28 protein-coding genes and 1 pseudogene are annotated in these 26,977 nt (G+C 63.2%); 19 read left to right on the top strand and 10 right to left on the bottom strand.

Annotation, left to right across the window (positions count from 1 at the left end):
- Positions 1 to 3: 3 nt before the first annotated feature.
- From ABMD26_RS17855 to ABMD26_RS17840, 4 genes are all read right to left on the bottom strand, one after another.
- On the bottom strand, positions 4 to 2,103 hold the full coding sequence (locus tag ABMD26_RS17855; RefSeq protein WP_354311003.1) for an LTA synthase family protein: 2,100 nt from the start codon (positions 2,101 to 2,103) through the stop codon (positions 4 to 6).
- A 199-nt stretch (positions 2,104 to 2,302) separates the two neighbouring features.
- Positions 2,303 to 2,494, bottom strand: coding sequence for a PLDc N-terminal domain-containing protein (locus tag ABMD26_RS17850; RefSeq protein WP_043185491.1), 192 nt, complete (start codon positions 2,492 to 2,494; stop codon positions 2,303 to 2,305).
- A gap of 90 nt (positions 2,495 to 2,584) precedes the next feature.
- Complete coding sequence (locus ABMD26_RS17845; RefSeq protein ID WP_122743653.1) at positions 2,585 to 3,115, bottom strand: hypothetical protein; 531 nt, start codon at positions 3,113 to 3,115, stop codon at positions 2,585 to 2,587.
- A 64-nt stretch (positions 3,116 to 3,179) separates the two neighbouring features.
- Entirely contained in the window at positions 3,180 to 3,701 is a 522-nt protein-coding gene (locus ABMD26_RS17840) for an ankyrin repeat domain-containing protein (RefSeq protein WP_049862127.1), read from the bottom strand.
- A gap of 355 nt (positions 3,702 to 4,056) precedes the next feature.
- Here ABMD26_RS17840 and ABMD26_RS17835 point away from each other — a divergent pair, with 355 nt between their 5' ends.
- Positions 4,057 to 4,335, top strand: coding sequence for a DUF3509 domain-containing protein (locus ABMD26_RS17835; protein ID WP_043185483.1), 279 nt, complete (start codon positions 4,057 to 4,059; stop codon positions 4,333 to 4,335).
- Between the two features lie 137 nt (positions 4,336 to 4,472).
- Here ABMD26_RS17835 and ABMD26_RS17830 read toward each other — a convergent pair whose 3' ends face one another.
- Genes ABMD26_RS17830 through aroC form a run of 3 tightly spaced genes read right to left on the bottom strand, consistent with a single transcriptional unit; the run spans position 4,473 to position 7,314 of the window.
- Complete coding sequence (locus ABMD26_RS17830; RefSeq protein WP_354310999.1) at positions 4,473 to 5,018, bottom strand: acireductone dioxygenase; 546 nt, start codon at positions 5,016 to 5,018, stop codon at positions 4,473 to 4,475.
- Between the two features lie 20 nt (positions 5,019 to 5,038).
- Positions 5,039 to 6,217, bottom strand: a complete 1,179-nt coding sequence (locus ABMD26_RS17825) for an MFS transporter (RefSeq protein WP_320522762.1) — start codon at positions 6,215 to 6,217, stop codon at positions 5,039 to 5,041.
- Positions 6,218 to 6,222: 5 nt separating this feature from the next.
- Positions 6,223 to 7,314: a chorismate synthase gene (gene aroC, locus ABMD26_RS17820; protein ID WP_056843750.1), complete on the bottom strand. Its 1,092-nt coding sequence runs from the start codon at positions 7,312 to 7,314 to the stop codon at positions 6,223 to 6,225.
- A 139-nt stretch (positions 7,315 to 7,453) separates the two neighbouring features.
- On the opposite strand from aroC, the gene ABMD26_RS17815 reads away from it, so the two are divergent.
- Both ABMD26_RS17815 and ABMD26_RS17810 read left to right on the top strand, forming a co-directional pair.
- Positions 7,454 to 8,407 (top strand): alpha/beta hydrolase, encoded by a 954-nt coding sequence (locus tag ABMD26_RS17815; RefSeq protein ID WP_354310996.1) that lies wholly within the window; start codon positions 7,454 to 7,456, stop codon positions 8,405 to 8,407.
- Between the two features lie 74 nt (positions 8,408 to 8,481).
- A complete protein-coding gene (locus tag ABMD26_RS17810; RefSeq protein WP_134723342.1) occupies positions 8,482 to 9,264 on the top strand; it encodes a hypothetical protein in 783 nt (260 codons plus the stop codon).
- Between the two features lie 30 nt (positions 9,265 to 9,294).
- Here the strand turns inward: ABMD26_RS17810 and prmB are convergent, their stop codons facing one another.
- Positions 9,295 to 10,203, bottom strand: a complete 909-nt coding sequence (prmB, locus tag ABMD26_RS17805) for a 50S ribosomal protein L3 N(5)-glutamine methyltransferase (protein WP_354310994.1) — start codon at positions 10,201 to 10,203, stop codon at positions 9,295 to 9,297.
- 137 nt (positions 10,204 to 10,340) lie between these two features.
- Here prmB and ABMD26_RS17800 point away from each other — a divergent pair, with 137 nt between their 5' ends.
- The 7 genes from ABMD26_RS17800 (at position 10,341) to budC (ending at position 15,065) form a co-directional block, all read left to right on the top strand.
- Positions 10,341 to 10,931, top strand: coding sequence for a cysteine hydrolase family protein (locus tag ABMD26_RS17800; RefSeq protein WP_049862132.1), 591 nt, complete (start codon positions 10,341 to 10,343; stop codon positions 10,929 to 10,931).
- Between the two features lie 35 nt (positions 10,932 to 10,966).
- Positions 10,967 to 11,287 carry a hypothetical protein gene (locus ABMD26_RS17795; RefSeq protein ID WP_134723343.1) on the top strand — a complete coding sequence of 107 codons (321 nt, stop codon included), beginning with the start codon at positions 10,967 to 10,969 and terminating at the stop codon, positions 11,285 to 11,287.
- Positions 11,288 to 11,323: 36 nt separating this feature from the next.
- Positions 11,324 to 11,881, top strand: a complete 558-nt coding sequence (locus ABMD26_RS17790; RefSeq protein ID WP_049862134.1) for a Smr/MutS family protein — start codon at positions 11,324 to 11,326, stop codon at positions 11,879 to 11,881.
- Between the two features lie 72 nt (positions 11,882 to 11,953).
- Positions 11,954 to 12,499 carry a GTP cyclohydrolase I FolE gene (gene folE, locus ABMD26_RS17785; protein WP_043185450.1) on the top strand — a complete coding sequence of 182 codons (546 nt, stop codon included), beginning with the start codon at positions 11,954 to 11,956 and terminating at the stop codon, positions 12,497 to 12,499.
- Between the two features lie 28 nt (positions 12,500 to 12,527).
- The gene (locus tag ABMD26_RS17780) at positions 12,528 to 12,899 is read left to right on the top strand and encodes a glutaredoxin family protein (RefSeq protein ID WP_122743657.1); all 372 of its coding nucleotides are present in this window, start codon (positions 12,528 to 12,530) and stop codon (positions 12,897 to 12,899) included.
- 109 nt (positions 12,900 to 13,008) lie between these two features.
- The gene (locus tag ABMD26_RS17775) at positions 13,009 to 14,202 is read left to right on the top strand and encodes a benzoate/H(+) symporter BenE family transporter (RefSeq protein ID WP_134723344.1); all 1,194 of its coding nucleotides are present in this window, start codon (positions 13,009 to 13,011) and stop codon (positions 14,200 to 14,202) included.
- A 98-nt stretch (positions 14,203 to 14,300) separates the two neighbouring features.
- Positions 14,301 to 15,065, top strand: a complete 765-nt coding sequence (gene budC / locus ABMD26_RS17770) for a meso-2,3-butanediol dehydrogenase (RefSeq protein ID WP_122743659.1) — start codon at positions 14,301 to 14,303, stop codon at positions 15,063 to 15,065.
- Here the strand turns inward: budC and pyrF are convergent, their stop codons facing one another.
- Entirely contained in the window at positions 15,066 to 15,767 is a 702-nt protein-coding gene (gene pyrF, locus ABMD26_RS17765; RefSeq protein WP_354310989.1) for an orotidine-5'-phosphate decarboxylase, read from the bottom strand. It lies immediately after the preceding gene.
- Positions 15,768 to 15,963: 196 nt separating this feature from the next.
- Here pyrF and ABMD26_RS17760 point away from each other — a divergent pair, with 196 nt between their 5' ends.
- The gene (locus tag ABMD26_RS17760; protein ID WP_354310987.1) at positions 15,964 to 16,131 is read left to right on the top strand and encodes a DUF2897 family protein; all 168 of its coding nucleotides are present in this window, start codon (positions 15,964 to 15,966) and stop codon (positions 16,129 to 16,131) included.
- Between the two features lie 270 nt (positions 16,132 to 16,401).
- Here the strand turns inward: ABMD26_RS17760 and ABMD26_RS17755 are convergent, their stop codons facing one another.
- Positions 16,402 to 17,313, bottom strand: coding sequence for a LysR family transcriptional regulator (locus ABMD26_RS17755; RefSeq protein WP_354310984.1), 912 nt, complete (start codon positions 17,311 to 17,313; stop codon positions 16,402 to 16,404).
- 139 nt (positions 17,314 to 17,452) lie between these two features.
- Between ABMD26_RS17755 and ABMD26_RS17750 the strand changes: the two genes are divergently transcribed.
- The 8 genes and pseudogenes from ABMD26_RS17750 (at position 17,453) to aauR (ending at position 26,867) form a co-directional block, all read left to right on the top strand.
- On the top strand, positions 17,453 to 18,757 hold the full coding sequence (locus ABMD26_RS17750; RefSeq protein WP_177327981.1) for an MFS transporter: 1,305 nt from the start codon (positions 17,453 to 17,455) through the stop codon (positions 18,755 to 18,757).
- A 74-nt stretch (positions 18,758 to 18,831) separates the two neighbouring features.
- Positions 18,832 to 20,106, top strand: coding sequence for a glucarate dehydratase family protein (locus ABMD26_RS17745; RefSeq protein WP_354310982.1), 1,275 nt, complete (start codon positions 18,832 to 18,834; stop codon positions 20,104 to 20,106).
- Positions 20,107 to 20,454: 348 nt separating this feature from the next.
- The gene (locus ABMD26_RS17740; RefSeq protein ID WP_354310980.1) at positions 20,455 to 21,369 is read left to right on the top strand and encodes a glutamate/aspartate ABC transporter substrate-binding protein; all 915 of its coding nucleotides are present in this window, start codon (positions 20,455 to 20,457) and stop codon (positions 21,367 to 21,369) included.
- 84 nt (positions 21,370 to 21,453) lie between these two features.
- On the top strand, positions 21,454 to 22,200 hold the full coding sequence (locus ABMD26_RS17735) for an amino acid ABC transporter permease (RefSeq protein WP_049862143.1): 747 nt from the start codon (positions 21,454 to 21,456) through the stop codon (positions 22,198 to 22,200).
- Positions 22,197 to 22,865 (top strand): amino acid ABC transporter permease, encoded by a 669-nt coding sequence (locus ABMD26_RS17730; protein WP_167649349.1) that lies wholly within the window; start codon positions 22,197 to 22,199, stop codon positions 22,863 to 22,865. The genes ABMD26_RS17735 and ABMD26_RS17730 overlap by 4 nt, the downstream gene beginning before the upstream one ends.
- Positions 22,862 to 23,597, top strand: a pseudogene (locus ABMD26_RS17725) (amino acid ABC transporter ATP-binding protein). The gene ABMD26_RS17730 and the pseudogene ABMD26_RS17725 overlap by 4 nt, the downstream one beginning before the upstream one ends.
- Positions 23,598 to 23,661: 64 nt before the next feature.
- Positions 23,662 to 25,551, top strand: a complete 1,890-nt coding sequence (aauS, locus tag ABMD26_RS17720; protein ID WP_049862145.1) for a two-component sensor histidine kinase AauS — start codon at positions 23,662 to 23,664, stop codon at positions 25,549 to 25,551.
- Entirely contained in the window at positions 25,548 to 26,867 is a 1,320-nt protein-coding gene (gene aauR, locus ABMD26_RS17715; protein WP_192067592.1) for a two-component response regulator AauR, read from the top strand. The genes aauS and aauR overlap by 4 nt, the downstream gene beginning before the upstream one ends.
- The last annotated feature ends 110 nt before the right edge of the window (positions 26,868 to 26,977 follow it).

The following is a 26,977-nucleotide window of genomic DNA, read 5'->3' as shown; positions in this document are numbered from 1 at the left end:
TACTTACTCCTGCTTGCTCTCCACGGCACCTGCGGTGTTGTCGAGCAGGCTCTTGGTCGCGGTCTGGATGAACGAGTCCAGCTTGGCCCGCAACTGCGGCACATCGGCGGCGTTGGCGTCGGTATCGGGGATCAACTGGGCGCCGAACTCGCGGCCCAGCTGGTAGCGATACAAGCGGGTGTCCATGTCGCGCGGCTCGACCAGAATACGGTCGCCCTTGACGATGGCCACGGTCTGCTCGCTGCCCGAAGGCTTAATCACGGCGAAGCCGGGATCGCCTGCCGGCAGGTTGAGCAGGTCACGCCCCCAGCACTGGTGCTGGCTGGCGCCGCCCAGGCGACCCATGATGGTCGGTACCACGTCGGGTTGCGAGCCGACGGTGTGGTTGACCTTGCCGAACTTCTCCTGGATGCCGGGGCCGATGAGCAGCAACGGAATGTTGAAGCGACCCAGGTCCATCTCGGTGATCTGCTGCTCGTTGCCGAAGCCATGGTCGCCCAGCACGATGAACAGGGTTTCCTTGAAGTATGGCTCCTTGCGCGCCTTCTCGAAGAACTGGCCCAGGGCCCAGTCCGAGTAGCGCATGGCGGTCAGGTGCAGGTCCAGGCTGCCACGACCGGTGACCTTGTCCACCGGCAGTTCGGCCGGCAAGGCATAGGGCACATGGTTGGACAGGGTCTGCAGCAGTGCATAGAACGGCTTGCCGGCAGCGCCGCGCTTGGCCAGTTCTTCATTGCCACGGTTGAACATGTCCTGGTCGGACACGCCCCAGGTCGGGTCGGAGAACACCGGATTGACGTAATCGTTGCGGCCGATGAACGTGGTCATGCCCTGGTTGCTGAAGAAACCGGACTGGTTGTCCCAGGCGAAGTCGCCGTTGTAGACGTAGACGTCGTCGTAGCCGCGCGCGGCGCTGAGCATCTCCGGCAGGCCGGACAGCTTGTGGCTGCCCTCCGGGGTCTGCATCAGGTATTCGAAACCCGGCAGGTTGGGGAAGCAACCCATGGTGGCGAACATGCCTTGATGGGTGTGGGTGCCGCTGGAGAAGAAATGGTCGAACAGCAGGCCTTCCTGAGCCAGCTTGTCGAAGTAAGGCGTGATGTTGCCTTCGGCGCCCAACGCGCCCACCGAATGACCGGCGAAGCTTTCCATCAGGATCACCACGACGTTCTTGATCGGCAGGGTGTTGCCCTGAGGCGGCTGGAAGTTGCGGCGCACGGCGGCGGTGTCGCTGTCCACCAGGGTGTCATGGGGGGTAAGCAGCATGTCCCGCACGGTGGTCTGCGCCTGATCCTGCGGCAGGGTCGCCTTCCAGATGTTGTCGCGGTCCTCGGACATACGGCTTTTAGCGGCAGCGATCAGCGTCAGCGAACCGTTGAGGCCCAGCTGGTTGGCGAAGTTCGAGTCGGTGGTGTAGGCATCACCCCAGCGCAGCGGCGGGCCCTGGCGCAAGGTGCCGCGAGCGGCGACCACGGCAATCAGCAGGATCACCACGAACACGCCCACCCGTGCGTACCACGGTGCGACCGAACGGCCGGCATTGGCGGGCGCCGCGACCCGCGGACGGGTCAGGCGATCGAAGCCCTTGAACACCAGGCTCAGCAGCCAGGTGACGAAGGCCCAGGCCAGCAGGTAGCGCACCACCGGATAGCCGTACCAGATCATGCTCAGCACGGTCTTGGGGTCTTCCTTCACGTACTGGAACACCAGGCCGTTGAGGCGCTGGTGAAACTCGCGGTAGAAGTCCATTTCCATCAGGCCGCACAGCAGCACCACGCTGGACGCGATGGTCAGCCATGCCCGGAACAGCCCGCGCCAGCGCATGGCGCGGGCGCTGAGCACGGCCAGCAGCAGTGGAATCAGCAGGTACACCACCAGGCGCAGGTCGAAGCGCAAGCCATTGAAGAAGGCTTCGACGAAGGTGCTGGTTGGGGTATCACCGATCATCTCGCGGTTGTACATCAGCAATGCCAGGCGCAATCCGCTGAGCATCAGCATGATCGCCAGGCCGCTGAGCAGCGTGTAAGCCAGGTGCGATTTGACGGTCGGTTGCAGTTTGCCGCGCGCGGCCTGCTTTTGACTCAAGGCGTCCGGAGTAGCCATGTGTAGGAAAGGTCCGTTGAGGTCTATTGTTGGGATCTGTTGGAAGTGCGTAGGATAAATCTGGGCGCGGATTGTCCGTGAAGACAGGTGAAAATTCCGTTCAGATGCTACGCATCGGCCGCGAAACGGCGGTCGGGCCGAGGATGATACGTCGCCGGGGCAGGCAGGTCGAACCCGTTGCGGGTTCGACCTGTTTGATTCAGACCCGCACGTTGCCGCGTGGACCGGCGATGGCCCAGATGATCAGGCCCAGTACCGGCAGCAGGATGATCAGCAGTACCCACAGGACCTTGGCCCCGGTCGAGGCACCACTCTTGATGACGTTGATGACCGCCCAGATGTCCAGCGCGAGGATGATCAGGCCGATCAGGCTATTGAAAGTGGAACCCATGTGATACTCCTTGTGGATGGCATGCATCAACTAGGATAGCGGCGTGTCGCAGGGGTTCCGTGGCCGCCGTGCGAAAGGTGAAGGCTGCGTTCAGACGTGCATCGCCACGCGCAACGCTTCCAGGGCGGGCACGGCCCTGATGTGCAACTCGGCCCCCAGTTCCGCGACCCGATCGGCATCCTTGCCGTACACCAGCACCATCTGCAATTCATCATCCAGTGGCTGGCTGAAATCGAACAGCACGTACCCTCCCTGATCCTTGCTCATGGCAGCCAGTTGCACCTGGATACGATTGAGTGCGGTCAACGCGTCGATCTTGTTCAGCTGCTTGGGCTTGATGTTGAACGTGACGTCGGGCCCGAACGAATCGATGATCTGCTGCAGCAGCTCGGGGTAGGTATCGGCCTGGAAGATCACCGTGTCGGGCAGGCTGCCCACCACGACCCATTCGCCCAGGGGAATCGGAAAGCTGTCGTCGTAATTGATGTCGGGATTGGCAGTGAGGAACGCCTGGGGGTCGGCGTAGGCCTGGGCGGCCTCATCGGCGATGCGACCGATGTCGTCATCGCGCATGCAGCCGGAACTGATTTTGCCGATGAGTTCGACAAGTGACTGTTTCATGAGGCAACCCCTGCGGCGCTGGAAAAATGGCCGCAAGGATAGCCGCAAATCAGCCAGACGGGTATCAGGCGGCCAGCTTCTCCAGCTGTTCGATGGTCAGCTTGGCACCCATGGCGCGTGCGGCGCCCAGCGCATTGATGCCCTGAGCATCCACCGCAGCCGGGTTGGCCCCTTGCGCCAAGAGGTACTCCACCATTTCCGTGCGGTTGAACATGGCCGCCATCATCAGCGCCGTGCGTCCGTCAGCCGAAGCGCCATCGACGGGGGCGCCCTCCTCTATCAGCAACTGCACGATCGGCAGGTTACCCTTGAAGGCGGCACCGGCCATGGGCAACTGGTTCTTGTCATTGGCAATCAACGGATCCGCCTTGTACCTGAGCAACACCCGTGTGGCATCGAGGTGACCATGATAGGTCGCCAGCATCAACAAGGTGTCGCCGTTATGGTTGCGCAGATTGGGAGGAAGGCCTTTTTCCAGCAGACGCTCGAGCATCTGTGCGTCACCGTTGCGGGCAACATCGAACACCTGTTCGGCGAACTCGGCGGCTTCTTCATCGTTCATTTGGCGAGCTTCGGGCTGGGTCATGGAAACCTCCTGGCAATGGATCACGGTAGACAGTGTTCCCGCTTGGGTTCAAGCCTGCAACAGAGCCTGGCTATCACCCGCGAATCGGGAATTTATTGGCGATTTGTGGTCATAGACAGTAGCGCCATGGGAAAAAATCCATCGCGCGCGCCTCACTCCCTCGCAACGACTCATCGCTCGCCTTACTCCGCCGCGCAAAATGCAGCATGCCAAATGGCCGTTCATGCAAATTGCACGGAGGGCAAAAAAAGCCTAATTCTCAAGTTGCTGATTTATAAGGATTTTATTTTTAAAGAGACTTGGCACACTCGCTGCAACTACCTAGACATGCCTGCCAACTTGCTAGGAGCTGCACATGAACTTCCTCCACGAAAAATTCGTTTCCGTTTTCTCCGAGTACGAAGTGACCACCCAGCCACGCCCGGATGGTGCGGTCCTGCTGACCCTGCGTGACACCGATGGCAAACAGATCAAGCGTTCGATTTCCTACGCTCAACTGCACACCCCTGAGCAACTGACCTGGGTCATCAGCGCCATCCGCCGCGATCTGGCCGGTGAAGCCAGTCAGCTGCCAGCGATCAACATGCTGCAAAGTCAGAACCGCTTCGCCCTGCCGACCTACCATTCGGCCTGATCAGCGCAGCTGATCTACCTGGCAAGCTTGGCTTGGCCTGACTGATACACCTCTGTTTCCTCTGCTCTGTTTATTGCAAAACCCGATACCTGGCGCATCCTGGTACCGGGTTTTTTTTTGCCTGGACGAAACCGGAATCAGTGATCCAGCTGCGGAAACAGGTCATTCACAGGCTGATCCACGTAATCGGGTCGCCAGCCATGGGAATCGGAGAGGATACGGAGGCCGAGGAACCGTGCACGTTCGCCCAGGTCCAGCCAATGCGCCACGCCTGCCGGTACCGTGATCCGGTCGTCACGTTCGCAGAGCACGGCATACACGTAGTCACCGGCGTGCACGCTCAACTGGGCACGCCCGGCCACCACGCACAGGACCCACTCTCCCTCCAGCCGGTGCTCACGCAGAAGCTCGGCCTGACTCGAGGCCTGCGGACGGTGATCTTCGTCAATGCTGACGACGTCTACGCTCATGTAGCCACCCTTGGCCATCCAGGCATCCACTTCACTGCGGCAGGTCGCGATGACCTCTTCCGCGCTCGCCTCCCAAGACACGGGAAGCGTCGCTTCGGCGCGCTCGAAGCCGATGCCCAGCTCGGCCAGGGTCGCGGCGATGTCTTCAGGGTGGCTCAACACCTTGTTGGGGATGTCGGGCGTGCTACGGTGGTAGACGGTCAGGCGGCTCATGCAGAATCCTCGAATGGGTGTCAGTGGCTGGCTGCGGGCGGGAGCGTCGCAGGCGAGCGTTTGAGCATGATCAGGGCGGCGGCGAATGCGGCAAGGCTAGCCAGGGCAAACGTGCCGGTGGCACCCAGCGGTTGCCACAGGTAACCAGAGTACAGAGCACCCAGAGCGCCACCGACACCGGCCAACGTTGCGTACAGGGCCTGCCCCTGCCCCTGTTGATGGATGCCGAAGCTGCGTTGCACGAAATGGATAGCCGCGGCATGGAAGCTGCCGAAGGTGGCCGCGTGCATGAGTTGGGCGAGCACCAGCAGCCACAGGTGCTCGGCGAAACTGCCCAGCAACAGCCAGCGCACCGCAGCCAGCAGGAAACTGGCGACCAACACGTGGCGCAGGGAAAACCGCGCCAGGATCCGGCTCATGGCCAGGAACATCAACACCTCGGCCACCACGCCGACCGCCCACAACATGCCGATCACCGCGCGGCTGTATCCCAACTGTTCAAGGTGCAGGGTCAGAAACGTGTAGTACGGACCGTGGCTGAGCTGCATCAGCCCCACGCATCCGTAGAACGCCAGTACGCCAGGGCGAACCAGTTGCTTCATGAAACCGTCCCCCGGCGTCCGACGCGGGCCGTCGCCAACCGGCGCATCGGGCACCCAGGCACTGGCCACGACGATCCCGGCCATGATGGCCAGCAGGGTATAAGGATAGGCATCCAGACTAAGGCTTTCGAACACCCGGCCCAAGCCGACGACGGTGAGGATGAAGCCGATCGAGCCCCACAGGCGGATCTGGCTGTAGCGCGCCGTCTGGCCCTGCAGATGACCCAGGGTCAGGGTTTCGAACTGCGGCAGCACCGCGTGCCAGAAGAAAGCGTGCAGCGCCATGACCAGCGCCAGCCAGGCGTAGCTGGTGTCCAGCAGGATCAGCGAGAAACTGGCCAGCGTACACACCGCGCCGATGCGCACGATGGCCAGTCGCCGACCGGTGTAGTCGCCCAGCCAGCCCCAGAGATTGGGCGCCACGCAGCGCATGAGCATCGGAATCGCCACCAGCTCACCGATGCGCGCGCTGTCGAAGCCCAGGTGATGGAAGTACAGCGCCAGGAACGGCGCCGTCGACCCCAGCAGGGCGAAGTAGAACAGGTAGAAGGTGGACAGTCGCCAATACGGGACTGCATGTCCCGCAGGCGACGGCACGGCGCTCAAAGCTGGCCCAGCACCGGGGTGTCGACCTTGACGTCGGCATTCTGCCCACGATGACGCAGCAGGTGGTCCATCAATACGATGGCCATCATGGCTTCGGCAATCGGCGTGGCGCGGATGCCTACGCACGGGTCATGGCGGCCTTTGGTGATGATGTCGGCCGGCTGGCCGTGCACATCGATCGAGCGTCCTGGCGTGGTGATGCTGGACGTCGGCTTGAGGGCCAGATGAGCGACGATGGGCTGCCCCGAGGAAATGCCGCCCAGCACCCCGCCTGCGTGATTGCTGAGGAAGCCCTCGGGCGTCATCTCGTCGCGGTGCTCGGTGCCACGCTGGGCCACGCTGGCGAAACCGGCGCCGATTTCCACACCCTTGACCGCGTTGATGCTCATCAATGCATGGGCCAGATCAGCGTCCAGACGATCGAAAATCGGCTCGCCCAGACCGGGCATCACACCTTCGGCGACCACGGTGATCTTCGCGCCGACCGAGTCCTGGTCTCGGCGCAACTGGTCCATGTAGGCCTCCAGCTCCGGCACCTTGTCCGGGTCGGGGCTGAAGAAGGCGTTGTCTTCCACGCCATCCCAGCTCTTGAAGGGAATCTGGATCGGGCCCAGCTGGCTCATGTAGCCACGAATCAGGATGCCCTGGGTGGCCAGGTACTTCTTGGCGATCGCCCCGGCCGCCACACGCATGGCGGTTTCGCGCGCCGAACTGCGGCCACCACCGCGGTAGTCGCGCTCGCCGTACTTGTGATGGTAGGTGTAGTCGGCATGGGCGGGACGGAACAGATCCTTGATTGCCGAGTAATCCTTGGATTTCTGATCAGTGTTGCGGATCAGCAGGCCGATGGAGGTACCGGTGGTCCGCCCTTCGAACACGCCGGAGAGGATCTCGACCTCGTCGGGCTCCTGGCGCTGGGTGGTGTGCCGGCTGGTGCCCGGCTTGCGGCGATCCAGGTCGCGCTGCAGGTCGTCCAGGGAGATCGCAAGGCCTGGCGGGCAGCCGTCGACGATGGCGACCAACGCCGGGCCATGGCTTTCGCCAGCGGTGGTGACAGTGAACAGCTTGCCGTAGGTATTGCCGGACATGCAGGGCGCTCCGCGAAATCAACCGAATCAGACAGGGCGCCAGTATACGCAGGGTCGACGGCCAGTTCATCCCTGAACCTTAGCCAGACGCCCCAGTCCAAATCGCACTTCCCTGGATAGTGGCTCGATGATGTTGCAGATGATGTTCCGATTGCTTGCCGTGTTCCTGTTCGCCAGCAGCGCCGCTGCACTGGCCGCCACGCCCGACATCGCCAGGCGCCCGATCGAGTTGCAGACGGCTCAAGGCACGTTGTACGGCTCGCTGCTGGTGCCCCGCGCCGACCGGCCGGTCCCTGTTGTGCTGATGATCTCCGGTTCCGGCCCCACCGACCGCGACGGCAACAATCCCGAAGCCGGGCGCAACGACAGCCTGAAGAAGCTTGCCCTGCTGCTGGCCCAGAACAACATCGCCAGCGTGCGCTACGACAAACGCGGTGTGGCAACCGGCCGCAAGGCCACGCCCGACGAGCGCGACCTGAGCGTGACGGGCTACGTCGACGATGCGGTGGCCTGGAGCGCGCTACTCAAGCGCGACCCGCGTTTCGGCCCACTGGTCATTCTTGGTCACAGCGAGGGTGCACTGATCGCCACTCTGGCGGCTCAACGCGCCGGCGCCAACGCGGTGGTGTCGCTGTCGGGCAGCGGCCGGCCCCTGGGTGAAGTGCTGCGCGAACAGATCGGCGAGCGTCTGCCGGCCGAACTGCAGCCGCGCAGCTATCAACTGATCGAGCGCCTGGAGGCGGGACAGTTCGACCCGGACGTACCTCAGCCCTTGCAGGTGCTGTTTCGCCCCAGCGTGCAGCCCTACCTGATTTCGCTGCTGCGCCAGGACCCTGCGCAAGCCTTCGCTGCATTGAAGATCCCGGCGCTGATTGTGCAGGGCAGCCACGACATCCAGGTGGGCGTCGGCGATGCGCAGGCACTGCAGCGCGCCAAGCCCGATGCGCAGCTGGCGATCATTCCCGGCATGAACCATGTGCTGCGCATCGTGCCGATGGACCTGCCGTCCCAGCTCAAGTCGTACCGTGACCACAATCGGCCGCTGGCAGCAGAACTGGGCCGCGTCGTCGTGCCCTTCATTCAGGGTCTTTGAGCGGCGTTCTGCGCCGGGCGCACTCAAGAGTGGGTCGAGGTAGCCGATACAAGGTGCGTGAAGAGGATCGCGCCATGACCGAACAAGACCCGCCAAACGCCGACATCGATGAACCCGCGCAAGTGCCGCGGCCATGGGCCGAGGTCACCACCGAGCAGTTCAGGATGCTGCGCCTGGCGCCCCTGCCCGCCGACCGGGCGACCGGCCCACGCCCGCTGCGTTTCGTGCAGTTCGGCCTGGCCGAGCGCCACGACCCGGCCCTGAGCCTGCTGCGGCTGGACATCCAACTGCCCGGCCAGCGTGTGCGCAAGGAACAGAACCAGCTGGACGTATGGGTCGATCACCAGCTCAAGCAGGTCACTCTGGGCAGCGAAGCCGGTTTGCAACTGGAGCCGGTCAACCGCGGCCTGGGCCGTTTCGTCATGGCCCAGGCCACCGTCTGGCTGCAGCGTCACTGGCCGCACTACACGCTGCAGGGCGCCGCGCTGTCGAGCAAGGAAGCACTGCAACCGGCAGGCCTGGATCGCCGCGATCACGCCCTGCGCACCCAGGGCCTGAACGTCGAATACGCCGACGTGCAACGCCTCAAGGGGCGCTATCACCCCATCGCCGTCAGCCAGTTGCTGAGCACCTGGAACCCGGAAAAGGTCCAGGTGGTCGAGGTGCTGGCGGCCAGCGAAATGCTGCAACTGGCCGAACAGCAGTTGCAGGAGATGGAGTTGAAACTGCACACCCAGCAGGAGCGCATCGGCAAGTTCTCGCGCGAGGAAGGCGGCCTGCGCTTCACCATCGCCTGCCTGATCGCGTTCGCCGTGTTCCAGGCCGCGTTGCTGATCTGGATCGCCACTCACCGCTAGCATCAGCCGGGGTGAAGTGGGCGTACGCGATCAGATCCGCGAAACGAACAGCGCCTGGTGCTCGCGGCACTGCTCGGCGCTGAGCATGAACACGCCATGCCCACCGCGCTGGAACTCCAGCCAGGCAAAATCCACTTCCGGATACAGCGCCTCGACGTGCACCTGGCTGTTGCCGACCTCGACGATCAGCAGGCCTTTGTCGGTCAAATGATCCGCCGCCTCGGCCAGCATGCGTCGCACCAGGTTCAAGCCGTCATCGCCACAGGCCAGGCCCAGCTCCGGCTCGTGCTGATACTCGGCCGGCATGTCGGCGAAATCTTCGGCATCGACGTAGGGCGGGTTGGACACGATCAAGTCGAACCGCTGTCCCGGCAAACCTTCGAAACCATCACCCTGCACGGTGTAGACGCGTTCTTCCTGACCGTGCCGCTCGATGTTCTGATTGGCCACCTCGAGCGCCTCGAAGGACAGGTCGGCCAGGATGACTTCAGCGTCCGGGAAGACATCGGCGCAGGCGATACCGATGCAACCCGAACCGGTGCACAGGTCGAGGATCCGCGCCGGCGGCTGGCTCAGCCACGGCTCAAAGCCGTTTTCGATCAACTCGCCGATCGGTGAACGGGGCACCAGCACCCGTGCGTCGACGATGAACGACATGCCGCAGAACCAGGCTTCGCCGATCAGGTAGGCGGCCGGCACGCGCTCTTCGATGCGCCGCCTGAGCAGGTGTTGCACACGTACGATCTCGTCCTCTTCCAGACGGCAGTCGAGGTAGCTGTCGGCGATTTCGTAGGGCAGGTTCAACGCGCCCAGCACCAGCAGACGGGCCTCGTCCCAGGCGTTATCGGTGCCGTGGCCAAAGAACAGTTCTTCGCCATGAAAACGGCTGACGGCCCAACGGATGTGGTCGCGCACGGTGCGCAAGCGGGAAGTGATCACAAAAGCTCCTCGGTCGAATCAAGCCGGGATATTAACAGAGGGCCGCGGGCGATTTTCGCCATGTTCGCTCAATCCGATTCACAGAACGGCTCGAGCAGAGGACAATGCGGCAAAAGCCCTAGCCAAAGGAGCCCCCGATGTCCGTTCCAAAGACGATGTTCCAACTCAGCGGCCGCGGTTTCCCGCCCACGCGGATCGCCAACGCCAGCCTGATCATCATCGATGCACAGAAGGAATACCTCAGTGGCGACCTGGCCCTGTCGGGCATGGACGAGGCGCTGGCCAACATCGCCAAACTGGTGACTGCGGCACGCGCAGCCAAGCGTCCTGTGGTGCACATCCGCCATCTGGGCACCGTGGGTGGGTTGTTCGACCCCCAGGGCGAACGTGGCGAGTTCATCAAGGGCTTCGAACCCCAGGGCGACGAAGCCGTGGTCGAAAAGCGCATGCCCAATGCCTTCAACAACACCGGCCTGCACGAACTGCTGCAGAGCTACGGTCATCTGGACCTGATCGTCTGCGGCTTCATGAGCCACTCCAGCGTCAGCACCACCGTGCGCGCCTCCAAGGACTACGGCTATCGCTGCACGCTGGTGGCCGATGCCTGCGCCACCCGCGACCTGCCCCAGGGCGATGGCGTGCTGGCTGCGGCCAAGGTGCAGGAAGCCGAAATGGCCATCATGCGCGACAATTTCGCTGCGGTCGCCATGACCGGCGATCTGCTCTGACCTCCCAAGCCGGCCCGATCGCCATCGAGGAATCAATGAAGTCATCCCAGGGTTTCAATGCGCGCAGGCTCAGGAAGCGCAGTTCAGGTGGCTGGCGTTACCGTCTCGGCGCAGCGCTGGGTGCCGTGCTGTTGACCCTTGGCCTGCTGCTGGCCATGGCCGGCATCGCTACCTTGCTGGGGCATCCGCCCCAGGTGACCGGACTGGACACCACGACCACCGGCGCGGCCATCCTGACGGGCATCGGCGTGCTGGTTCTGTATCTGGGCCTGTGGTTCTGGCGGCGCAGCCGCCGCGGGATGCGCCGCAGCCGTGAACTCGATCTGGCCCCGCATCTGATGAAAAAGCACGATTGAGTCGCGTAGACTAGCGCTCCCGTGGTGGAGGCCTTCATGCAAGACGACGAATTTTCCCTGTTCAAGGACCAGATGCGCGGCGTCAAGCCGATCCGGCACGACCGTGCCGACACCGGCAAGCCCAAGGCCGACAAGGCCAAGCTGCAAGCGCTGCGTCAGGCTGCGACGGTGGGGACCAACGTCACGACCGTCGACGGCCTGTCCGATCAGTTCGTCATCGACGTCGGCCCCGAGGACGACCTGCACTGGGCCCGTGATGGTGTGCAGGAAAGCCAGATGCGCAAGCTCAAGGTCGGCCAGATTCCCTTCGAAGGCAGCCTGGACCTGCACGGCATGACCGTGGAAAAGGCTCGCGAAACCCTCTGGGCGTTCCTCGCCGAAGCCACCCGGTTCGAAATCCGCTGCGTACGCGTGACCCACGGCAAGGCCGTGCGCCTGGACGGCAAGCGGCCGATGATCAAGAGCCACGTCAACACCTGGCTGCGCCAGCACCCGCAGGTGCTCGGCTTCACCTCCTGCCAGCCCCGCCACGGCGGCGCCGGCGCGGTTTACGTGATGCTCAAGCGCACCATGCTCGAAGGGCGTGACGAATAACGCTTCGCTTGCACCCGTGCGAGCGGAGCCGTACCCTTCGCGTCTGCGAAATATTTCCCCACAGGTTTGATCATGTCCCTGGAACAGAACTACACCGAGATCCTTGGCCAGCTGGGCGAGGACGTCACCCGCGAAGGCCTGCTCGACACGCCCAAACGCGCTGCCAAAGCCATGAAGTACCTGTGCCGCGGGTACGAGCAGACCCTCGACGAGGTCACCAATGGTGCCCTGTTCAGCTCCGATGCGAGCGAGATGGTGATGGTCCGGGATATCGAGCTGTATTCGTTGTGCGAGCATCACCTGTTGCCGTTCATAGGGCGCGCCCATGTCGCCTATATTCCCAATGGCAAGGTGCTGGGGCTGTCCAAGGTCGCGCGGATCGTCGACATGTACGCCCGCCGCCTGCAGATCCAGGAGAACCTGGGCCGGCAGATCGCCGATGCAGTGCAGCAGGTCACCGGCGCGCTGGGTGTCGCGGTGGTCATCGAAGCCAAGCACATGTGCATGATGATGCGCGGTGTCGAGAAGCAGAATTCCTCGATGATCACCTCGGTGATGCTGGGCGAGTTCCGTGACAACGCGGCGACCCGCAGCGAGTTTCTCAGCCTGATCAAATAAGCCGTACCCCAATCTCGAGGACTGCCACATGTTGATGAAAGCCTTGCGTATCGGACTGGGCCAGGTAATCGTGGCGGGCGACCTGCTCACCCGTCCACCGCGGCGCAAGCGCACCGCCGAGGCCCAGGCCGAGGTGGACCGCGCAGCCAGCGGGCTGACGCTCTATCAGTTCCACGCCTGCCCATTCTGCGTGAAGACCCGCCGCACCCTGCACAAGCTCAACGTGCCGGCGAACCTGCGCGATGCCAAGAACGACAGCGTGGCTCGGGAAACCCTGCTGGCCGAAGGCGGCAAGATCAAGGTCCCGTGCCTGCGCATCGAGGAGGCCGGCAAGGTCACCTGGATGTACGATTCCAAGGTGATCATCGATTACCTGAACGAGCGCTTCGCGGCAGCCTGATCGCTGTCGCCCAGCTGTATCGTCGATTGATCGCGCCGCTGTACCGCTGCTGGCCGGACACCTTGGCTTACCCTTGACCGACGCTGTTCAGGACAAGGATCCGACCGCCATGCCCAACCCCATCACCTCTGCCCCACTGCGCCCGCTGGCCGACACTGCCCCCTCTGCGGTGGTGGCCGGCTTCATCGCCATGATGACCGGCTACACCAGCTCCCTGGTGCTGATGTTCCAGGCGGGTCAGGCTGCGGGCTTGACCACCGCGCAGATATCCTCCTGGATCTGGGCCCTGTCGATCGGCATGGCAGTGTGCAGCATCGGCCTTTCCCTGCGTTACCGCACGCCCATCACGGTGGCCTGGTCGACGCCGGGTGCGGCCCTGCTGATCACCAGCCTGGGCGGCGTCAATTATGCCGAAGCCATCGGCGCGTTCATCACCTGTGCGGTGCTGGTCACGATCTGTGGCCTGACCGGCAGTTTCGAGCGCCTGCTCAAGCGCCTGCCGGCATCGCTGGCCGCCGCGCTGCTGGCCGGCATCCTGTTCAAGATCGGCAGCGAAATCTTCGTCGCCGCGCAACACCGCACCGCCCTGGTGCTGTGCATGTTCTTCACCTACCTGATCGTGAAGCGCCTGTCGCCACGCTATGCGGTGCTGGCAGCGCTGGTCATCGGTACGCTGGTGTCCGGGCTGCTCGGCCTGCTCGACTTCAGCCATTTCAGCCTGCAAGTCGCCCAACCGCAGTGGACCACCCCGTCCTTCTCCCTGGCCGCGACCATCAGCATCGGCATTCCGCTGTTCGTGGTTGCCATGACCTCGCAGAACATGCCCGGTATCGCCGTACTGCGCGCCGACGGTTACCAGGTGGCGGCCTCACCGTTGATTTCGGTGACCGGCATCGCCTCGGTGCTGATGGCGCCATTCGGTTCCCACGGCGTCAATCTGGCTGCCATCAGTGCAGCCATCTGCACCGGCCCACAGGCTCACGAAGATCCGGCCAAGCGCTACACCGCGGCGGTCTGGTGCGGTGTGTTCTACGCCATTGCCGGCACCTTCGGCGCCACGCTGGCTGCGCTGTTTGCCGCACTGCCCAAGGAGCTGGTGCTGTCGATCGCAGCGTTAGCGCTGTTCGGCTCGATCATCAACGGCCTGACTCAAGCCATGAGCGAGCCCAAGGAGCGCGAAGCGGCCTTGGTCACGTTCATGGTGACCGCGTCAGGGCTGACGCTGTTCTCGGTGGGCTCGGCGTTCTGGGGCATCATCGCCGGGGTCTTGACGCTGCTCATCCTCAATGCGCGCAAGGCCTGACGCCTGAAGCATCATTAAAGGATTGTCATCAAGCCGAATGAACCGCACCTGCGGCGACGCTTTCACACCTGTAACTCCACATCACAGAGGACACAGGCATGAATCGTTTCCAGGACAAAGTCGTGATCGTCACCGGCGCGGGCTCCGGCATTGGCGCGGCCACCGCGCTGCGCTTCGCCAAGGAAGGTGCACGCGTCGTGTTGGTGGGGCGCAACGCTGAAAAATTGGAAACCGTAGCCAAGGGCATCGGGCCTGGCCAGAGTCTGGTCGTCAGCGCCGATGTTTCGAAGTGGGAAGACGTGCAGCAGTTGGTCAAGCGTGCAGTCGAGCATTTCGGCCAACTGGACGTGCTGGTCAACAACGCTGGTGTGGCACCATCGGGCGCCTTGACCGAGGCCTCGCTGGACGACTGGCGCAGCGTGATGTCGATCGACGTGGACGGTGTGTTTTACGGTTGCCGCGCCGCCATGCCGCATTTGCTCAAGAGCGGCGGTAGCATCATCAACGTGTCGTCGGTATCGGGCTTGGGCGGCGACTGGGGCATGAGCTTCTATAACGCCGCCAAGGGTGCGGTCACGAACTTCACCCGCGCCCTGGCGCTTGAATACGGCGGCCAGGGTGTACGCGTGAATGCCGTATGCCCTGCCCTGACCAAGAGCGAGCTGACAGCGGGCATGGCCGACGACAAGGCCCTGATGGACAAATTCGCCGAGCGCATTCCCATGGGTCGCGCTGCCGAAGCACAAGAGGTGGCGGACGTCATCGCCTTCCTGGCCAGCCACGACGCGCGTTTCGTCAACGGTGTGAATCTACCCGTCGACGGCGGGCTGCACGCCTCCAACGGTCAGCCCAAGCAGGCCTGATCAGGCGTTGATCTGCGCCACGACATCGGCCAGCGCCTGGGCAGGATCGGCGGCCTGGCTGATCGGACGGCCGATCACCAGGTAGTCGGAGCCGGCGTCCAGCGCCTGGCGCGGAGTCAGGATACGGCGCTGGTCATCCTGGGCACTGCCCGCCGGGCGAATGCCGGGAGTGACCAGCTGCAGAGCGGGATGCGCAGCCTTCAAGGCCTGGGCTTCCAGTGCCGAGCAGACCAGACCGTCCATGCCGGCCTTCTGCGCCAGCGCCGCGAGACGCAGCACCTGCTCCTGTGGTTCGATGTCCAGGCCGATGGCAGCGAGGTCTTCGCGCTCCATGCTGGTCAGCACGGTCACGCCGATCAGCAACGGCTTGGTACCGGAGCGCTGTTCCAGCACTTCGCGACACGCCGCCATCATGCGCAGGCCGCCCGAGCAATGCACGTTGACCATCCAGACACCCATTTCCGCCGCAGCCTTGACGGCCATGGCAGTGGTGTTGGGGATGTCGTGGAATTTCAAGTCCAGGAATACCTCGAAGCCCTTGTCATTCAAGGTTTCGACGATGCCCGACGCGCTGCTGGTGAACAGTTCCTTGCCCACCTTGACCCGGCACAACGCGGGATCCAGCTGATCGGCCAGCTTCAGAGCCGCCTCGCGGGTCGGGTAATCCAGGGCGACGATGATGGGAGTCTGGCAGGCGGACATGGCGGGCTCTCTGAAGGCGGGTCGAAATCGGCGCGCATTGTAGCGGATTTTGCCGGCTCAGGCGCGCGTCCACGCCAACATCGGGTGGCATCGCCCCAAGGCCGGAACGGGCTATGATGGAACCACTGCGACACCCTGTCGCTCCAATCTCTACAAGCGCCGCGCATCTTCGGCGCACCGTTCAAGGAGTGTCCTCATGCCCTGGTATGCCTGGTTGATCTTGTTGGTGGCCATCGGCTCGATCGTCGGTGGATTGCTGGTGCTCAAGCAAAGCGCGCAGAAACTGCCGTTGACCGACGAGCAACTCAAGAAGGTGCACGAACGCAACGCCGAAATGGATGCCAAGGACGCGAAAAACCGCTGATAGGTACTTAACCTCCCAAGCTTATCTGCGCTTGGGAGGCTGTTGAATCACCCCGTTGGGTTATCCAAGAAAAAGCTGCATGAGGCTGTGCATAAGCTGGGTGCAATACCCTGCAGGCCACAGCCCGCCAGCGTTTCCGGCCTTCGCTTAAAAAACGAGCAGTTTCAAGGGGTTGTACACATTCGGCGTGCACCTGCCTGTGGATAAGCTTGGGAGAACACGCTGCAGGCCACAGGCCGCAAGGCTCAGCGAATTCTGATCATTTTTTGATCAGTTATTTTCTCCGCCCCACCCATCCTTGGCTGCGCCCTTGATTGCCTCAAGCAGCATGGCGAACGCTGGATTGTCATTGCTCTCGCGCCAGATCAGGTGCAGTTCGCTCTGCACACCCTCCCCCAGATCGATATCGCGGAACACCACATTCTTGAAGACCACGCTGGTGGCGCAGCGCGGCACCAACGCCACTCCCATGCCAGCGTTGACCAGCGCCAGGATGGTCAGCGACGAACCCAGCCACTGCACGTATTGCGGGGTCACCTGAGCCGAACGCAGCATGCCGGTGAGCAATTCGTTGAACGGTGGATAGGCGGCGTGCGAGTACATCAGGAAGGGTTCGCCGTCCAGATCCTGCACACGTACCTGGGCTGCATTGGCCAGCCGATGGGTGGCCGGCGTTGCCAGCACGAATGGTTCGCGCACCAGGCATTCGGTAAGGTAACCACTGTCGAGCAACGGCGCGCGGGCGATGCCCAGATCGATACGCCGGGCACGCAAGGCCTCGTGCTGCTGGTAGGTGTTCATTTCGGAAAGATCGATCTTCACCTGAGGCTGCTTGAGCCGCGCTTCGGCGATGACCTTGGGCAGGAATTCGTACACCGCACTGCCGACGAAGGCGATGTTCACCGAGCCGATGTCGCCATCGGCGAAGCGACGTGCCGACACCGCAGCCTGCTGGGCACGCTCCAGCAGATTCTGCGCCTCGATGAAAAAGGCCCGACCCGCCGCCGTCAGCGCCACGCTGCGCGTGCTGCGGGTAAACAGCTCGACGCCCAGGTGATGTTCCAGCAGCTGGATCTGCCGACTCAACGGCGGCTGCGTCATGTTGAGGCGCTCGGCGGCCCGACGGAAGTTGAGTTCCGTGGCCACGGTGGTGAAGCAACGGAGCTGGCTGAGTTCGAACATTGATTCAACCTCGGTATCAATCAAGTGCCAACTTGAATTGGACTGAAACAATACCCCAAGTCCATGATCGAGCCCTCCAAAAAAAACAACGATCGGAGTGTCGCCCTTGAACGTTCAATCCGGTGCCGTCGACCCCAGCGTGCTCGCCAGCGCAGTGGCCAAGGTCAAGCGGCACGTGCTTCCGCTGTTCGTCGTGATGTTCATCGTCAACTACATCGACCGGGTGAACATCGGTTTCGTCCGCACCCACATGGAAACCGACCTGGGCATCGGCGCTGCGGCCTATGGTCTGGGCGCTGGTCTGTTCTTCGTTGGCTACGCACTGTTCGAAGTGCCCTCCAACATGCTTCTGCAACGTTTCGGCGCCCGTGCCTGGCTGACCCGGATCATGTTCACCTGGGGCCTGGTGGCCATGGGCATGGCCTTCGTTCAGGGCGAGACCAGTTTTTATGTCATGCGCTTCCTGCTCGGCGTCACCGAGGCAGGCTTCTATCCCGGCGTGCTCTATTACTTCACCCAGTGGTTGCCTGCCAGCGAACGCGGCAAGGCCATGGCGATCTTCCTCAGCGGCTCGGCGATCGCCTCGATCATTTCCGGCCCCATCACCGGCGCCCTGCTGAGCGTGACCGGGCTGGGCCTGCATGGCTGGCAGTGGATGTTCCTGATCGAAGGCGGTGCATCGGTGGCGCTGTGCGGGTTCGTCTACTACTGGCTGCAATCGCACATCCATGAGGCCAAGTGGCTCACCCCTGCCGAGCAAACGACCCTGAGCGGGGTGATCGCCGAGGAACAGCGCGCCCGTGAAGCCGAGCATGTGGTCAAGCCGTCGATCTTCAAGCTGCTCGCCGACACCCAGATCCTGGTGTTCTGCTTCATCTTCTTTTCGGTGGCGCTGACCATCTATGGCGCCACCTTCTGGCTGCCGAGCATGATCAAGAAAATGGGCAACGTCTCGGACTTCGAAGTGGGGCTGTTCAACTCCATCCCCTGGATCATCTCGATTGCCGCCATGTATGGCTTCGCAGCCCTCGCCGCCCGCTTCAAGCATCAGCAGGCGTGGGTGGCGACGACGCTGATCATCGCGGCCGGGGGTATGTTCATGTCGACCTATGGCGGCCCGGTGTTCGCCTTCGTCGCCATCTGCTTCGCTGCAGTGGGGTTCAAGGCGGCATCGGCGCTGTTCTGGCCTATCCCGCAGGCCTATCTGGACGCCCGGATCGCTGCCGCCGTCCTGGCGCTGATCAACTCGGTGGGCAACCTGGGCGGCTTCGTCGCGCCCACCGTGTTCGGCTTTCTGGAAGAGAAGACCGGCTCGATCCAGGGCGGCCTGTACGGCCTGGCCGCGACCTCGGTGCTGGCCGCGATCGTGGTGTTCTTCGCCCGCACCCGGCCTCGCGGGCAGAAGCCCGATGACAAGCCACTGCAACCTGCCGCCGCGCACTGACCGCCGTGTACTGACCGCCGTGTACTAAAAAGGAACGGTCCGCGCTGGCGGGCCTGCACCCCGAGGAGAACCTTGTGAAGATCAAACGTGTCACCGTCACCCCCATCGCCTTCCGCGACCCGCCATTGCTCAACGCCAGCGGTATCCACGAACCCTATGCCTTGCGCTCGATCATCGAGGTGGAGAGCGACAACGGCTACGTCGGCCTGGGTGAAAGCTACGGCGATGCCCCAGCCCTGGCTATTCAGATGGCCATCAAGGATCAACTGCCGGGCCTGGACCCGTTCAACCTCAACGGCCTGCGCCAGATCGTCGCCAGCACCGTGGCCCGGCACAAGCCGGCCAGCGTGAGCGGCGCCGAACTGGCACCCGGTTCACATGCCAGCAAGGCCGTGACCAATGCCTACTCGGCCTTCGAAGTGGCGCTGCTCGATCTTCAGGCGCGGTCGCTGAATCGGCCACTGGTCGACCTGCTCGGCGGTGCGGTGCGCCATGAAGTGCCCTTCAGCGCCTACCTGTTCTTCAAGTACGCCGAGCACGTCGACTCGCCCTACTCTGCGGACAACTGGGGCGAGGCGTTGAACGAGGAGCAGATCGTGGCCCAGGCCAGGCGCATGATCGAGCAGTACGGTTTCAAGAGCATCAAGCTCAAGGCCGGGACCTTGGAACCCGAGCGTGAAGTGGCTTGCATTCTGGCGCTGAAGAAGGCTTTTCCCGACCATCCCTTGCGCATCGACCCCAACGGCAACTGGTCGCTGGAGACGTCGATCAGGATGGCCGAATTGCTGGGCGACAGCCTGCAGTACTACGAGGACCCCTGCCCCGGCCTGGACGACATGGCCCAGTTGCACAAACGCACCGGGCTGCCGCTGGCGACCAACATGGTGGTGACCGACTTCGCCGAATTCCGCCGCAGTGTCGAGCGCAACAGTGTGCAGATCGTGCTCGCCGATCACCATTACTGGGGCGGGCTGCGCGATACCCAGGTACTGGCGAGCATGTGCCAGACCTGGGGACTGGGGGTGTCGATGCACTCGAACTCGCACCTGGGTATCAGCTTGATGGCCATGGCGCATGTGGCCGCGTCGGTGCCGAATCTGGACTATGCCTGCGACACCCATTATCCGTGGCAGGAGCCGGACGAAGAGGTGATCAAGGGCGGCAAGCTGTCGATCGTCGATGGCTGCGTGACGATCAACAAGACCCCTGGGTTGGGTCTGGAGCTGGATCGCGACCAGTTGGGCATGCTCCATGAGCAGTTCCTGCGCTGCGGGATTCGTTCACGGGACGACGTGCGGCAGATGGCTCGGTACAAGCCTGATTGGAAGGCGGTGAAGCCGCGGTTCTGAGGGTTTGATCCAAGGGCCTCTTCGCGGGTAGAACCCGCTCCCACAAGGACCGCGGTGCATGTGGGAGCGGGGCGGGCGGCGAGCCCTCTGCTCGTGAATGCTTGCAGCGACTCGGAAATCCGTCCATGGCACCCTTGGATATTCGGATTCCCGAACGATCCTCTTATCCCTCTCCCTCCTCAAAAGTGCTGCCCGCCCCAGCCGACCTGGCTCTGAGCCACTTCCCCCGCCTTGGCATGACTCATGCTCTACACTCTTCAACGAAACCGGCGCATACCAGCCGCCGGAGTTCGCCGTACCCCGAGGGCCTGCGGGCTCGATAAAAAAAACAAAGTCGAGGATTCACTGATGCGCATCGTTCCAAAACTCCTGAGCGCCGCCATTGCCGCCGCTCTGATCAGTACTCCAGCATTGGCCGCCGAACTCACCGGCACCCTGAAGAAAATCAAGGATTCGGGCACCATCACCCTCGGTCACCGCGACGCCTCCATCCCCTTCTCGTACATTGCCGATGCGTCCGGCAAGCCGGTCGGCTATTCTCACGACATCCAGCTCAAGGTGGTCGAGGCCCTGAAGAAAGACCTCGACATGCCGGACCTGAAGGTCAAGTACAACCTGGTGACCTCGCAGACCCGTATCCCGCTGGTGCAGAACGGCACCATCGACCTGGAATGCGGTTCCACCACCAACAACGCCGAACGCGCTCAGCAGGTGGATTTCTCCGTCGGCATCTTCGAGATCGGCACCCGTCTGCTGAGCAAGAAAGAGTCGGCCTACAAGGATTTCGACGACCTGAAAGGCAAGAACGTCGTCACCACCGCTGGTACCACCTCCGAGCGCATCCTCAAGTCGATGAACGCCGACAAGCAGATGGGCATGAACATCGTCTCGGCGAAAGACCACGGCGAGTCCTTCCAGATGCTCGAATCGGGCCGCGCCGTCGCCTTCATGATGGACGACGCCCTGCTCGCCGGCGAAATGGCCAAGGCCAAGAAGCCGACCGACTGGGAAGTCACCGGTACCCCGCAGTCCTATGAAATCTACGGCTGCATGGTGCGCAAGGGCGATGATCCGTTCAAGAAAGCCGTCGACGATGCCATCAAGGCAACCTTCGCCTCGGGCGACATCAACGGCATCTACGACAAGTGGTTCGACCAGCCGATCCCGCCAAAAGGCCTGAACCTGGGCTTCCCCATGAGCGACGAGCTCAAGGCGCTGATCGCCAACCCCAACGACAAGCCGGCTCCCGACAAGAAGTCGTAAGCACCACCCTGATTTCACCCGAACGCCGCCCGGCGTTCGGGTGAAAGCCTGTGCCCGTGAATCAATTTCCGAGGGGTATTCCCCATGAATTACAACTGGGACTGGAGCGTCTTCTTCAAGTCCACTGGCGTCGGCAGCGAGATCTACCTGGATTGGTACATCTCTGGCCTGGGCTGGACCATCGCCATCGCCGTGGTCGCCTGGATCATCGCCCTGCTGCTGGGCTCGGTACTGGGTGTCATGCGCACCGTGCCGAGCCGCTGGGTCTCGGGTATCGCGACCTGCTACGTCGAGCTGTTCCGCAACGTACCGCTGCTGGTGCAGCTGTTCATCTGGTATTTCCTGGTACCCGACCTGCTGCCCGAAGGGATGCAGGAGTGGTACAAGCAGGACCTGAATCCGACCACCTCGGCGTTCCTGAGCGTGGTGGTCTGCCTGGGCCTGTTCACCGCCGCACGGGTCTGCGAGCAGGTGCGTACCGGTATCCAGGCGCTGCCGCGCGGCCAGGAATCGGCCGCCCGAGCGATGGGTTTCAGCCTGTCGCAGATCTACTGGAACGTGCTGCTGCCCCAGGCCTACCGCATCATCATTCCGCCGCTCACCTCCGAGTTCCTCAACGTGTTCAAGAACTCGTCGGTGGCCTCGTTGATCGGTCTGATGGAGCTGCTGGCGCAAACCAAGCAGACCGCGGAGTTCTCGGCCAACCTGTTCGAGGCCTTTACCCTGGCCACGCTGATCTACTTCACCCTGAACATGAGCCTGATGCTGTTGATGCGGGTGTTCGAGCGCAAGCTCGCCGTGCCTGGGCTGATCTCCCTGGGAGGTAAATGATGGACTTCAGTGGAATCATTCCAGCCCTGCCGGGCATGTGGAACGGCATGGTCATGACCTTGCAGCTGATGGTGCTGGGCGTCATCGGCGGCATTGCGCTGGGCACCGTGCTGGCCCTGATGCGCCTGTCGTCGAACAAGCTGATGTCGCGCTTCGCCGGCGCCTACGTCAACTACTTCCGCTCCATTCCGCTGCTGCTGGTGATCACCTGGTTCTACCTGGCGGTTCCTTTCGTGCTGCGCTGGATCACCGGCGAAGACACGCCGGTGGGCGCCTTCACCTCGTGCCTCGTGGCCTTCATGATGTTCGAGGCCGCGTACTTCTGTGAAATCGTGCGCGCCGGTGTGCAGTCCATTTCCAAGGGCCAGATGGGCGCCGCGCAAGCGCTGGGCATGAACTACGGTCAGACCATGCGCCTGATCATCCTGCCCCAGGCGTTTCGCAAGATGACCCCGCTGCTGTTGCAGCAAAGCATCATCCTGTTCCAGGACACCTCGCTGGTCTACACCGTCGGCCTGGTGGACTTTCTCAACTCGGCGCGTGCCAGCGGCGACATCATCGGTCGGGCCAACGAGTTCCTGATCTTCGCCGGCGTGGTGTACTTCGTCATCAGTTTCAGCGCCTCCCTTCTGGTCAAGCGTCTGCAAAAAAGGTTAGCCGTATGATCTCCATCAAGAACATCAACAAGTGGTATGGCGACTTCCAGGTGCTCACCGATTGCAGCACCGAGGTCAAGAAAGGCGAAGTGGTCGTGGTGTGCGGGCCCTCGGGTTCGGGCAAATCGACCCTGATCAAGTGCGTGAATGCCCTGGAGCCTTTCCAGAAGGGCGACATCGTGGTCGACGGCACCTCCATCGCCGACCCCAAGACCAACCTGCCCAAGCTGCGCTCGCGGGTGGGCATGGTGTTCCAGCATTTCGAGCTGTTTTCCGCACCTGACCATCACCGAAAACCTGACCATCGCGCAGATCAAGGTGCTGGGCCGCAGCAAGGAAGAGGCCACGAAAAAGGGCCTGCAACTGCTCGAACGCGTCGGCCTGTCGGCCCACGCCCACAAGCACCCTGGCCAGCTGTCCGGTGGCCAGCAGCAGCGTGTGGCGATCGCCCGTGCGCTGGCGATGGATCCGGTGGTCATGCTGTTCGACGAGCCGACTTCGGCGCTCGACCCGGAAATGGTCAACGAAGTGCTCGACGTGATGGTGCAACTGGCCCACGAAGGCATGACCATGATGTGCGTGACCCACGAGATGGGCTTCGCGCGCAAGGTTGCCAACCGGGTGATCTTCATGGACCAGGGACAGATCGTCGAAGACTGCCCCAAGGAAGAGTTCTTCGGCGATGTCAGCGCGCGCTCCGACCGCGCTCAGCAATTCCTCGCCAAGATCCTGCAGCACTGATGACCGGCCGTCCCGCGCCCGCGCTGTCGGGCGGCGGGACGCTGGCTGCTTGAAGGCGACTGTGATGAAATGCCTGCCCGCCACAAAGCCTGACCTGATCGTGAAGCCCCGCCTGATTCGCCAACTGTTCCTCCCGCCCCTGATCCTGCTGTTGACGCTGGGCCTGGGCTACGTGGGCTTTCTGGTGAGTGAGCACAACAGCATTCGTGCCTTGTCCGAGAACGGCGAGCGGCAGCTCGAACTGCACGCGCGTGCGGTCGAAAGCGAAATCACCAAGTACACCTACCTGCCCAGCCTGCTGGAGCTCGAAGACAGCGTCTCGACCCTGCTCAACGACCCCGACGGCGAACATCGCCAAGCGGTCAACGACTACCTGGAAGGCCTGAACCGGCGCAGCCGCAGCCGCGCCATCTATGTGCTCGACACCACCGGCCGCGTGCAGGCCACCAGCAACTGGCGCGATGCCGACAGCTTCCTCGGCGAGGATCTGTCCTTCCGCGGTTACTTCCAGGCGGCCATTCGTGGTCAGCCCGGTCGCTTCTACGGCATCGGCAGCACCACTGGCGAGCCTGGCTATTTCCTCGCCCATGGCCTGGAGGAACACGGCAAGCTGATCGGCGTGGCAGTCATCAAGGTGCGCCTGGAGGCGCTGGAGGAACGCTGGCAGAAAGCTCGGCTGGAAGCCTTCGTCAGCGACGAGAACGGCATCATCATCCTGTCCAGCGATCCGGCACGGCGGCTGAAGTCGATACGCCCGCTGACCCCGGAAATCAAGGAGCGCCTGGCGCGCAGCCTGCAGTATTACTGGTGGCCGCTCAACGAGCTCGAACCCCTCGCCCGCCAGAGCCTGGCCGATGGCGTCGAGCTGCTGACCTTCGCCACCCACACCGACAAGCCGGGCAAGGACATCAACGTCACCTACCTGTCGCAGTCGCGGCGCCTGGCCGACACACCCTGGCGTTTCACCCTGCTCACGTCCCTGCAGGACCTGCGCCACGAAGCCATCGTCCAGGGCGTGCTGGTGGCCGTGGCGTTTGCCTTGCTGGCCTTCCTGCTGATCGCCTGGAACGAGCGCCGCAAGGTGCTGGCCACCCGTCTGGCCGCTCGTGAGGCATTGGAACAGGCCAACAGCCACCTGGAGCGCCGCATCGCCGAGCGAACCCAGGACCTGCGCGCCAGCAACGAACGGCTCAAGGGCCAGATCCGTGAACGCCGTCAGGCCGAGGAAACCCTGCGCAAGGCCCAGGATGAACTGGTCCAGGCAGGCAAGCTGGCGGCCATCGGGCAGATGTCGACCAGCATCGCCCACGAGCTCAACCAGCCGCTGGCAGCGCTGCGCACCTTGTCGGGCAATACCGTGCGCTTCCTGGAGCGCGGTGCGCTGGACACGGCCAGCACCAACCTGAGCACCATGAACGAACTGATCGATCGCATGGGCCGCATCACTGCCAGCCTGCGCTCCTTCGCTCGGCGTGGCGACGACAAGGGTCAGGCCAGCCTGGGCAAGGCCCTGGACGGTGCGCTGCAGGTGCTGGCCAGCCGCATCGAGGCCAGCCACCTGAGCGTGGAACGCACGTGCGCCGAGCTGCAACTGGCGATCGACCAGACCCGTCTCGAGCAGATTCTGGTCAACCTGATCGGCAACGCGCTGGATGCCACCGCCGGCGCATCGGAACCGACGCTGTGGCTGGACGGCCGCATGGAGGGTGAACGCTACGCCCTGCGCGTGCGCGACAACGGCCACGGCATCGATGTCGAGACCCGCAAGCACCTGTTCGAACCTTTCTTCACCACCAAGCCCGGCGATCACGGCCTGGGCCTTGGCCTGACCCTGTCGGCCAGCCTGGCGGCCGCCGCCGGTGGCAACCTGGCCGTCGAGCACCCGGCCGACGGTGGCACCACTTTCATTCTCAGCCTGCCGCTTGCGGCAGCGTCGCCCAGCGAGTCGCCATGAACGCCTTGACCGTCCTGATCGTCGAAGACGACCCCCATGTACTGCTCGGCTGCCAGCAGGCCCTGGCGCTGGAAGACATACCCAGCCAGGGCGTGGCCAGTGCCGAGGCCGCGCTGGCGTGCATCGGCGACGACTTCGCCGGCATCGTCGTCAGCGACATCCGCCTGCCCGGCATGGACGGCCTGGAACTGCTGAGCCAACTCAAGGCGCGTGACCCCAGCCTGCCGGTGGTGCTGATCACCGGCCATGGCGACATCTCCATGGCCGTGGGTGCCATGCGCAGCGGCGCCTACGACTTCATGGAAAAGCCCTTCTCGCCCGAACGCCTGGTGGACGTGGTCCGCCGCGCGCTGGAGCAGCGCGGCCTGGCCCGCGAGGTCAGCTCGTTGCGTCGGCAACTGGCCGAGCGCAGCTCCCTGGAAGGTCGCATCATCGGTCGCTCACCGGCCATGCAGAACCTGCGCGAGCTGATCGCCAATGTCGCCGACACTTCGGCCAACGTGCTGATCGAAGGCGAAACCGGCACTGGCAAGGAGCTGGTCGCCCGCTGCCTGCACGACTTCAGCCGCCGTCAGCCACAGCCGTTCGTGGCGCTCAACTGCGGCGGGCTGCCGGAACAGTTGTTCGAAAGCGAGATTTTCGGTCACGAGGCCAATGCCTTCACCGGTGCCGGCAAGCGCCGCATCGGCAAGATCGAACACGCCGACCAGGGCACGTTGTTCCTCGACGAAGTGGAAAGCATGCCCATCCCCTTGCAGATCAAGCTGCTGCGGGTGCTGCAGGAACGCACCCTGGAACGCCTGGGTTCGAATCAGAGCATTGCCGTGGATTGCCGTCTTATCGCTGCCACCAAGTCGGATCTGGACACGTTGAGCCGGCAGAACCAGTTTCGCAGCGACCTGTATTACCGCCTCAACGTGGTCACGCTGGAGCTGCCGCCGCTGCGCGAGCGCCGTGAAGACATTCTCGAGCTGTTCCAGCATTTTCTGCAGCTGGCCGCCTTGCGCTTCGACCGCGAGCCGCCGGAACTCGATGCGCAGACCGTGTCGCGCCTGATGAGCCACGACTGGCCCGGTAACGTCCGCGAACTGCGCAACGTGGCCGAGCGCTATGCGTTGGGCCTGCCGGCCTTCAAGAAGAACGGTGCGGCCAGCGTGGTCAGCCTGGGCTTTTCCGAAGCGGTGGAGGCGTTCGAGCGCAACTTGCTGACCGAGGCTCTGCAGCGAACGGCGGGCAACCTCAGCCAGGCCAGCCAGGAGCTGGGCATGGCCAAGACCACCCTGTTCGACAAGGTCAAGAAGTACGGGTTGAACTGATAGGTGTGATTGGCTTGCGGGCCTCTTCGCGGGCAGAGACCCGCTCCCACAGAGACCTAGTGAGCCTTTACTTGTGGGAGCGGGTCTCTGCCCGCGAAGAGGCCCCGCCT

This window comes from Pseudomonas sp. PvP001 (genome assembly GCF_040546375.1).
Classification (GTDB): domain Bacteria; phylum Pseudomonadota; class Gammaproteobacteria; order Pseudomonadales; family Pseudomonadaceae; genus Aquipseudomonas; species Aquipseudomonas coleopterorum.
Note: the sequence above shows the minus strand (reverse complement) of the source record. Positions and strands in the feature narration are given on the sequence as shown.

Excerpts from the sequence above, each read along its gene's own strand:
- folE (WP_043185450.1), top strand. The coding sequence starts at position 11,954 with ATGTCCCTGGAACAGAACTACACCGAGATCCTTGGCCAGCTGGGCGAG.
- ABMD26_RS17755 (WP_354310984.1), bottom strand. The coding sequence starts at position 17,313 with ATGTTCGAACTCAGCCAGCTCCGTTGCTTCACCACCGTGGCCACGGAA.
- ABMD26_RS17800 (WP_049862132.1), top strand. The coding sequence starts at position 10,341 with ATGTCCGTTCCAAAGACGATGTTCCAACTCAGCGGCCGCGGTTTCCCG.
- aroC (WP_056843750.1), bottom strand. The coding sequence starts at position 7,314 with ATGTCCGGCAATACCTACGGCAAGCTGTTCACTGTCACCACCGCTGGC.
- aauR (WP_192067592.1), top strand. The coding sequence starts at position 25,548 with ATGAACGCCTTGACCGTCCTGATCGTCGAAGACGACCCCCATGTACTG.
- ABMD26_RS17760 (WP_354310987.1), top strand. The coding sequence starts at position 15,964 with ATGCCCTGGTATGCCTGGTTGATCTTGTTGGTGGCCATCGGCTCGATC.
- aauS (WP_049862145.1), top strand. The coding sequence starts at position 23,662 with ATGAAATGCCTGCCCGCCACAAAGCCTGACCTGATCGTGAAGCCCCGC.
- ABMD26_RS17840 (WP_049862127.1), bottom strand. The coding sequence starts at position 3,701 with ATGACCCAGCCCGAAGCTCGCCAAATGAACGATGAAGAAGCCGCCGAG.
- ABMD26_RS17730 (WP_167649349.1), top strand. The coding sequence starts at position 22,197 with ATGATGGACTTCAGTGGAATCATTCCAGCCCTGCCGGGCATGTGGAAC.
- ABMD26_RS17795 (WP_134723343.1), top strand. The coding sequence starts at position 10,967 with ATGAAGTCATCCCAGGGTTTCAATGCGCGCAGGCTCAGGAAGCGCAGT.
- budC (WP_122743659.1), top strand. The coding sequence starts at position 14,301 with ATGAATCGTTTCCAGGACAAAGTCGTGATCGTCACCGGCGCGGGCTCC.
- ABMD26_RS17810 (WP_134723342.1), top strand. The coding sequence starts at position 8,482 with ATGACCGAACAAGACCCGCCAAACGCCGACATCGATGAACCCGCGCAA.
- ABMD26_RS17850 (WP_043185491.1), bottom strand. The coding sequence starts at position 2,494 with ATGGGTTCCACTTTCAATAGCCTGATCGGCCTGATCATCCTCGCGCTG.
- ABMD26_RS17830 (WP_354310999.1), bottom strand. The coding sequence starts at position 5,018 with ATGAGCCGCCTGACCGTCTACCACCGTAGCACGCCCGACATCCCCAAC.
- ABMD26_RS17775 (WP_134723344.1), top strand. The coding sequence starts at position 13,009 with ATGCCCAACCCCATCACCTCTGCCCCACTGCGCCCGCTGGCCGACACT.
- ABMD26_RS17815 (WP_354310996.1), top strand. The coding sequence starts at position 7,454 with ATGATGTTCCGATTGCTTGCCGTGTTCCTGTTCGCCAGCAGCGCCGCT.
- ABMD26_RS17790 (WP_049862134.1), top strand. The coding sequence starts at position 11,324 with ATGCAAGACGACGAATTTTCCCTGTTCAAGGACCAGATGCGCGGCGTC.
- ABMD26_RS17835 (WP_043185483.1), top strand. The coding sequence starts at position 4,057 with ATGAACTTCCTCCACGAAAAATTCGTTTCCGTTTTCTCCGAGTACGAA.
- ABMD26_RS17780 (WP_122743657.1), top strand. The coding sequence starts at position 12,528 with ATGTTGATGAAAGCCTTGCGTATCGGACTGGGCCAGGTAATCGTGGCG.
- ABMD26_RS17845 (WP_122743653.1), bottom strand. The coding sequence starts at position 3,115 with ATGAAACAGTCACTTGTCGAACTCATCGGCAAAATCAGTTCCGGCTGC.
- ABMD26_RS17735 (WP_049862143.1), top strand. The coding sequence starts at position 21,454 with ATGAATTACAACTGGGACTGGAGCGTCTTCTTCAAGTCCACTGGCGTC.
- ABMD26_RS17740 (WP_354310980.1), top strand. The coding sequence starts at position 20,455 with ATGCGCATCGTTCCAAAACTCCTGAGCGCCGCCATTGCCGCCGCTCTG.
- ABMD26_RS17855 (WP_354311003.1), bottom strand. The coding sequence starts at position 2,103 with ATGGCTACTCCGGACGCCTTGAGTCAAAAGCAGGCCGCGCGCGGCAAA.
- pyrF (WP_354310989.1), bottom strand. The coding sequence starts at position 15,767 with ATGTCCGCCTGCCAGACTCCCATCATCGTCGCCCTGGATTACCCGACC.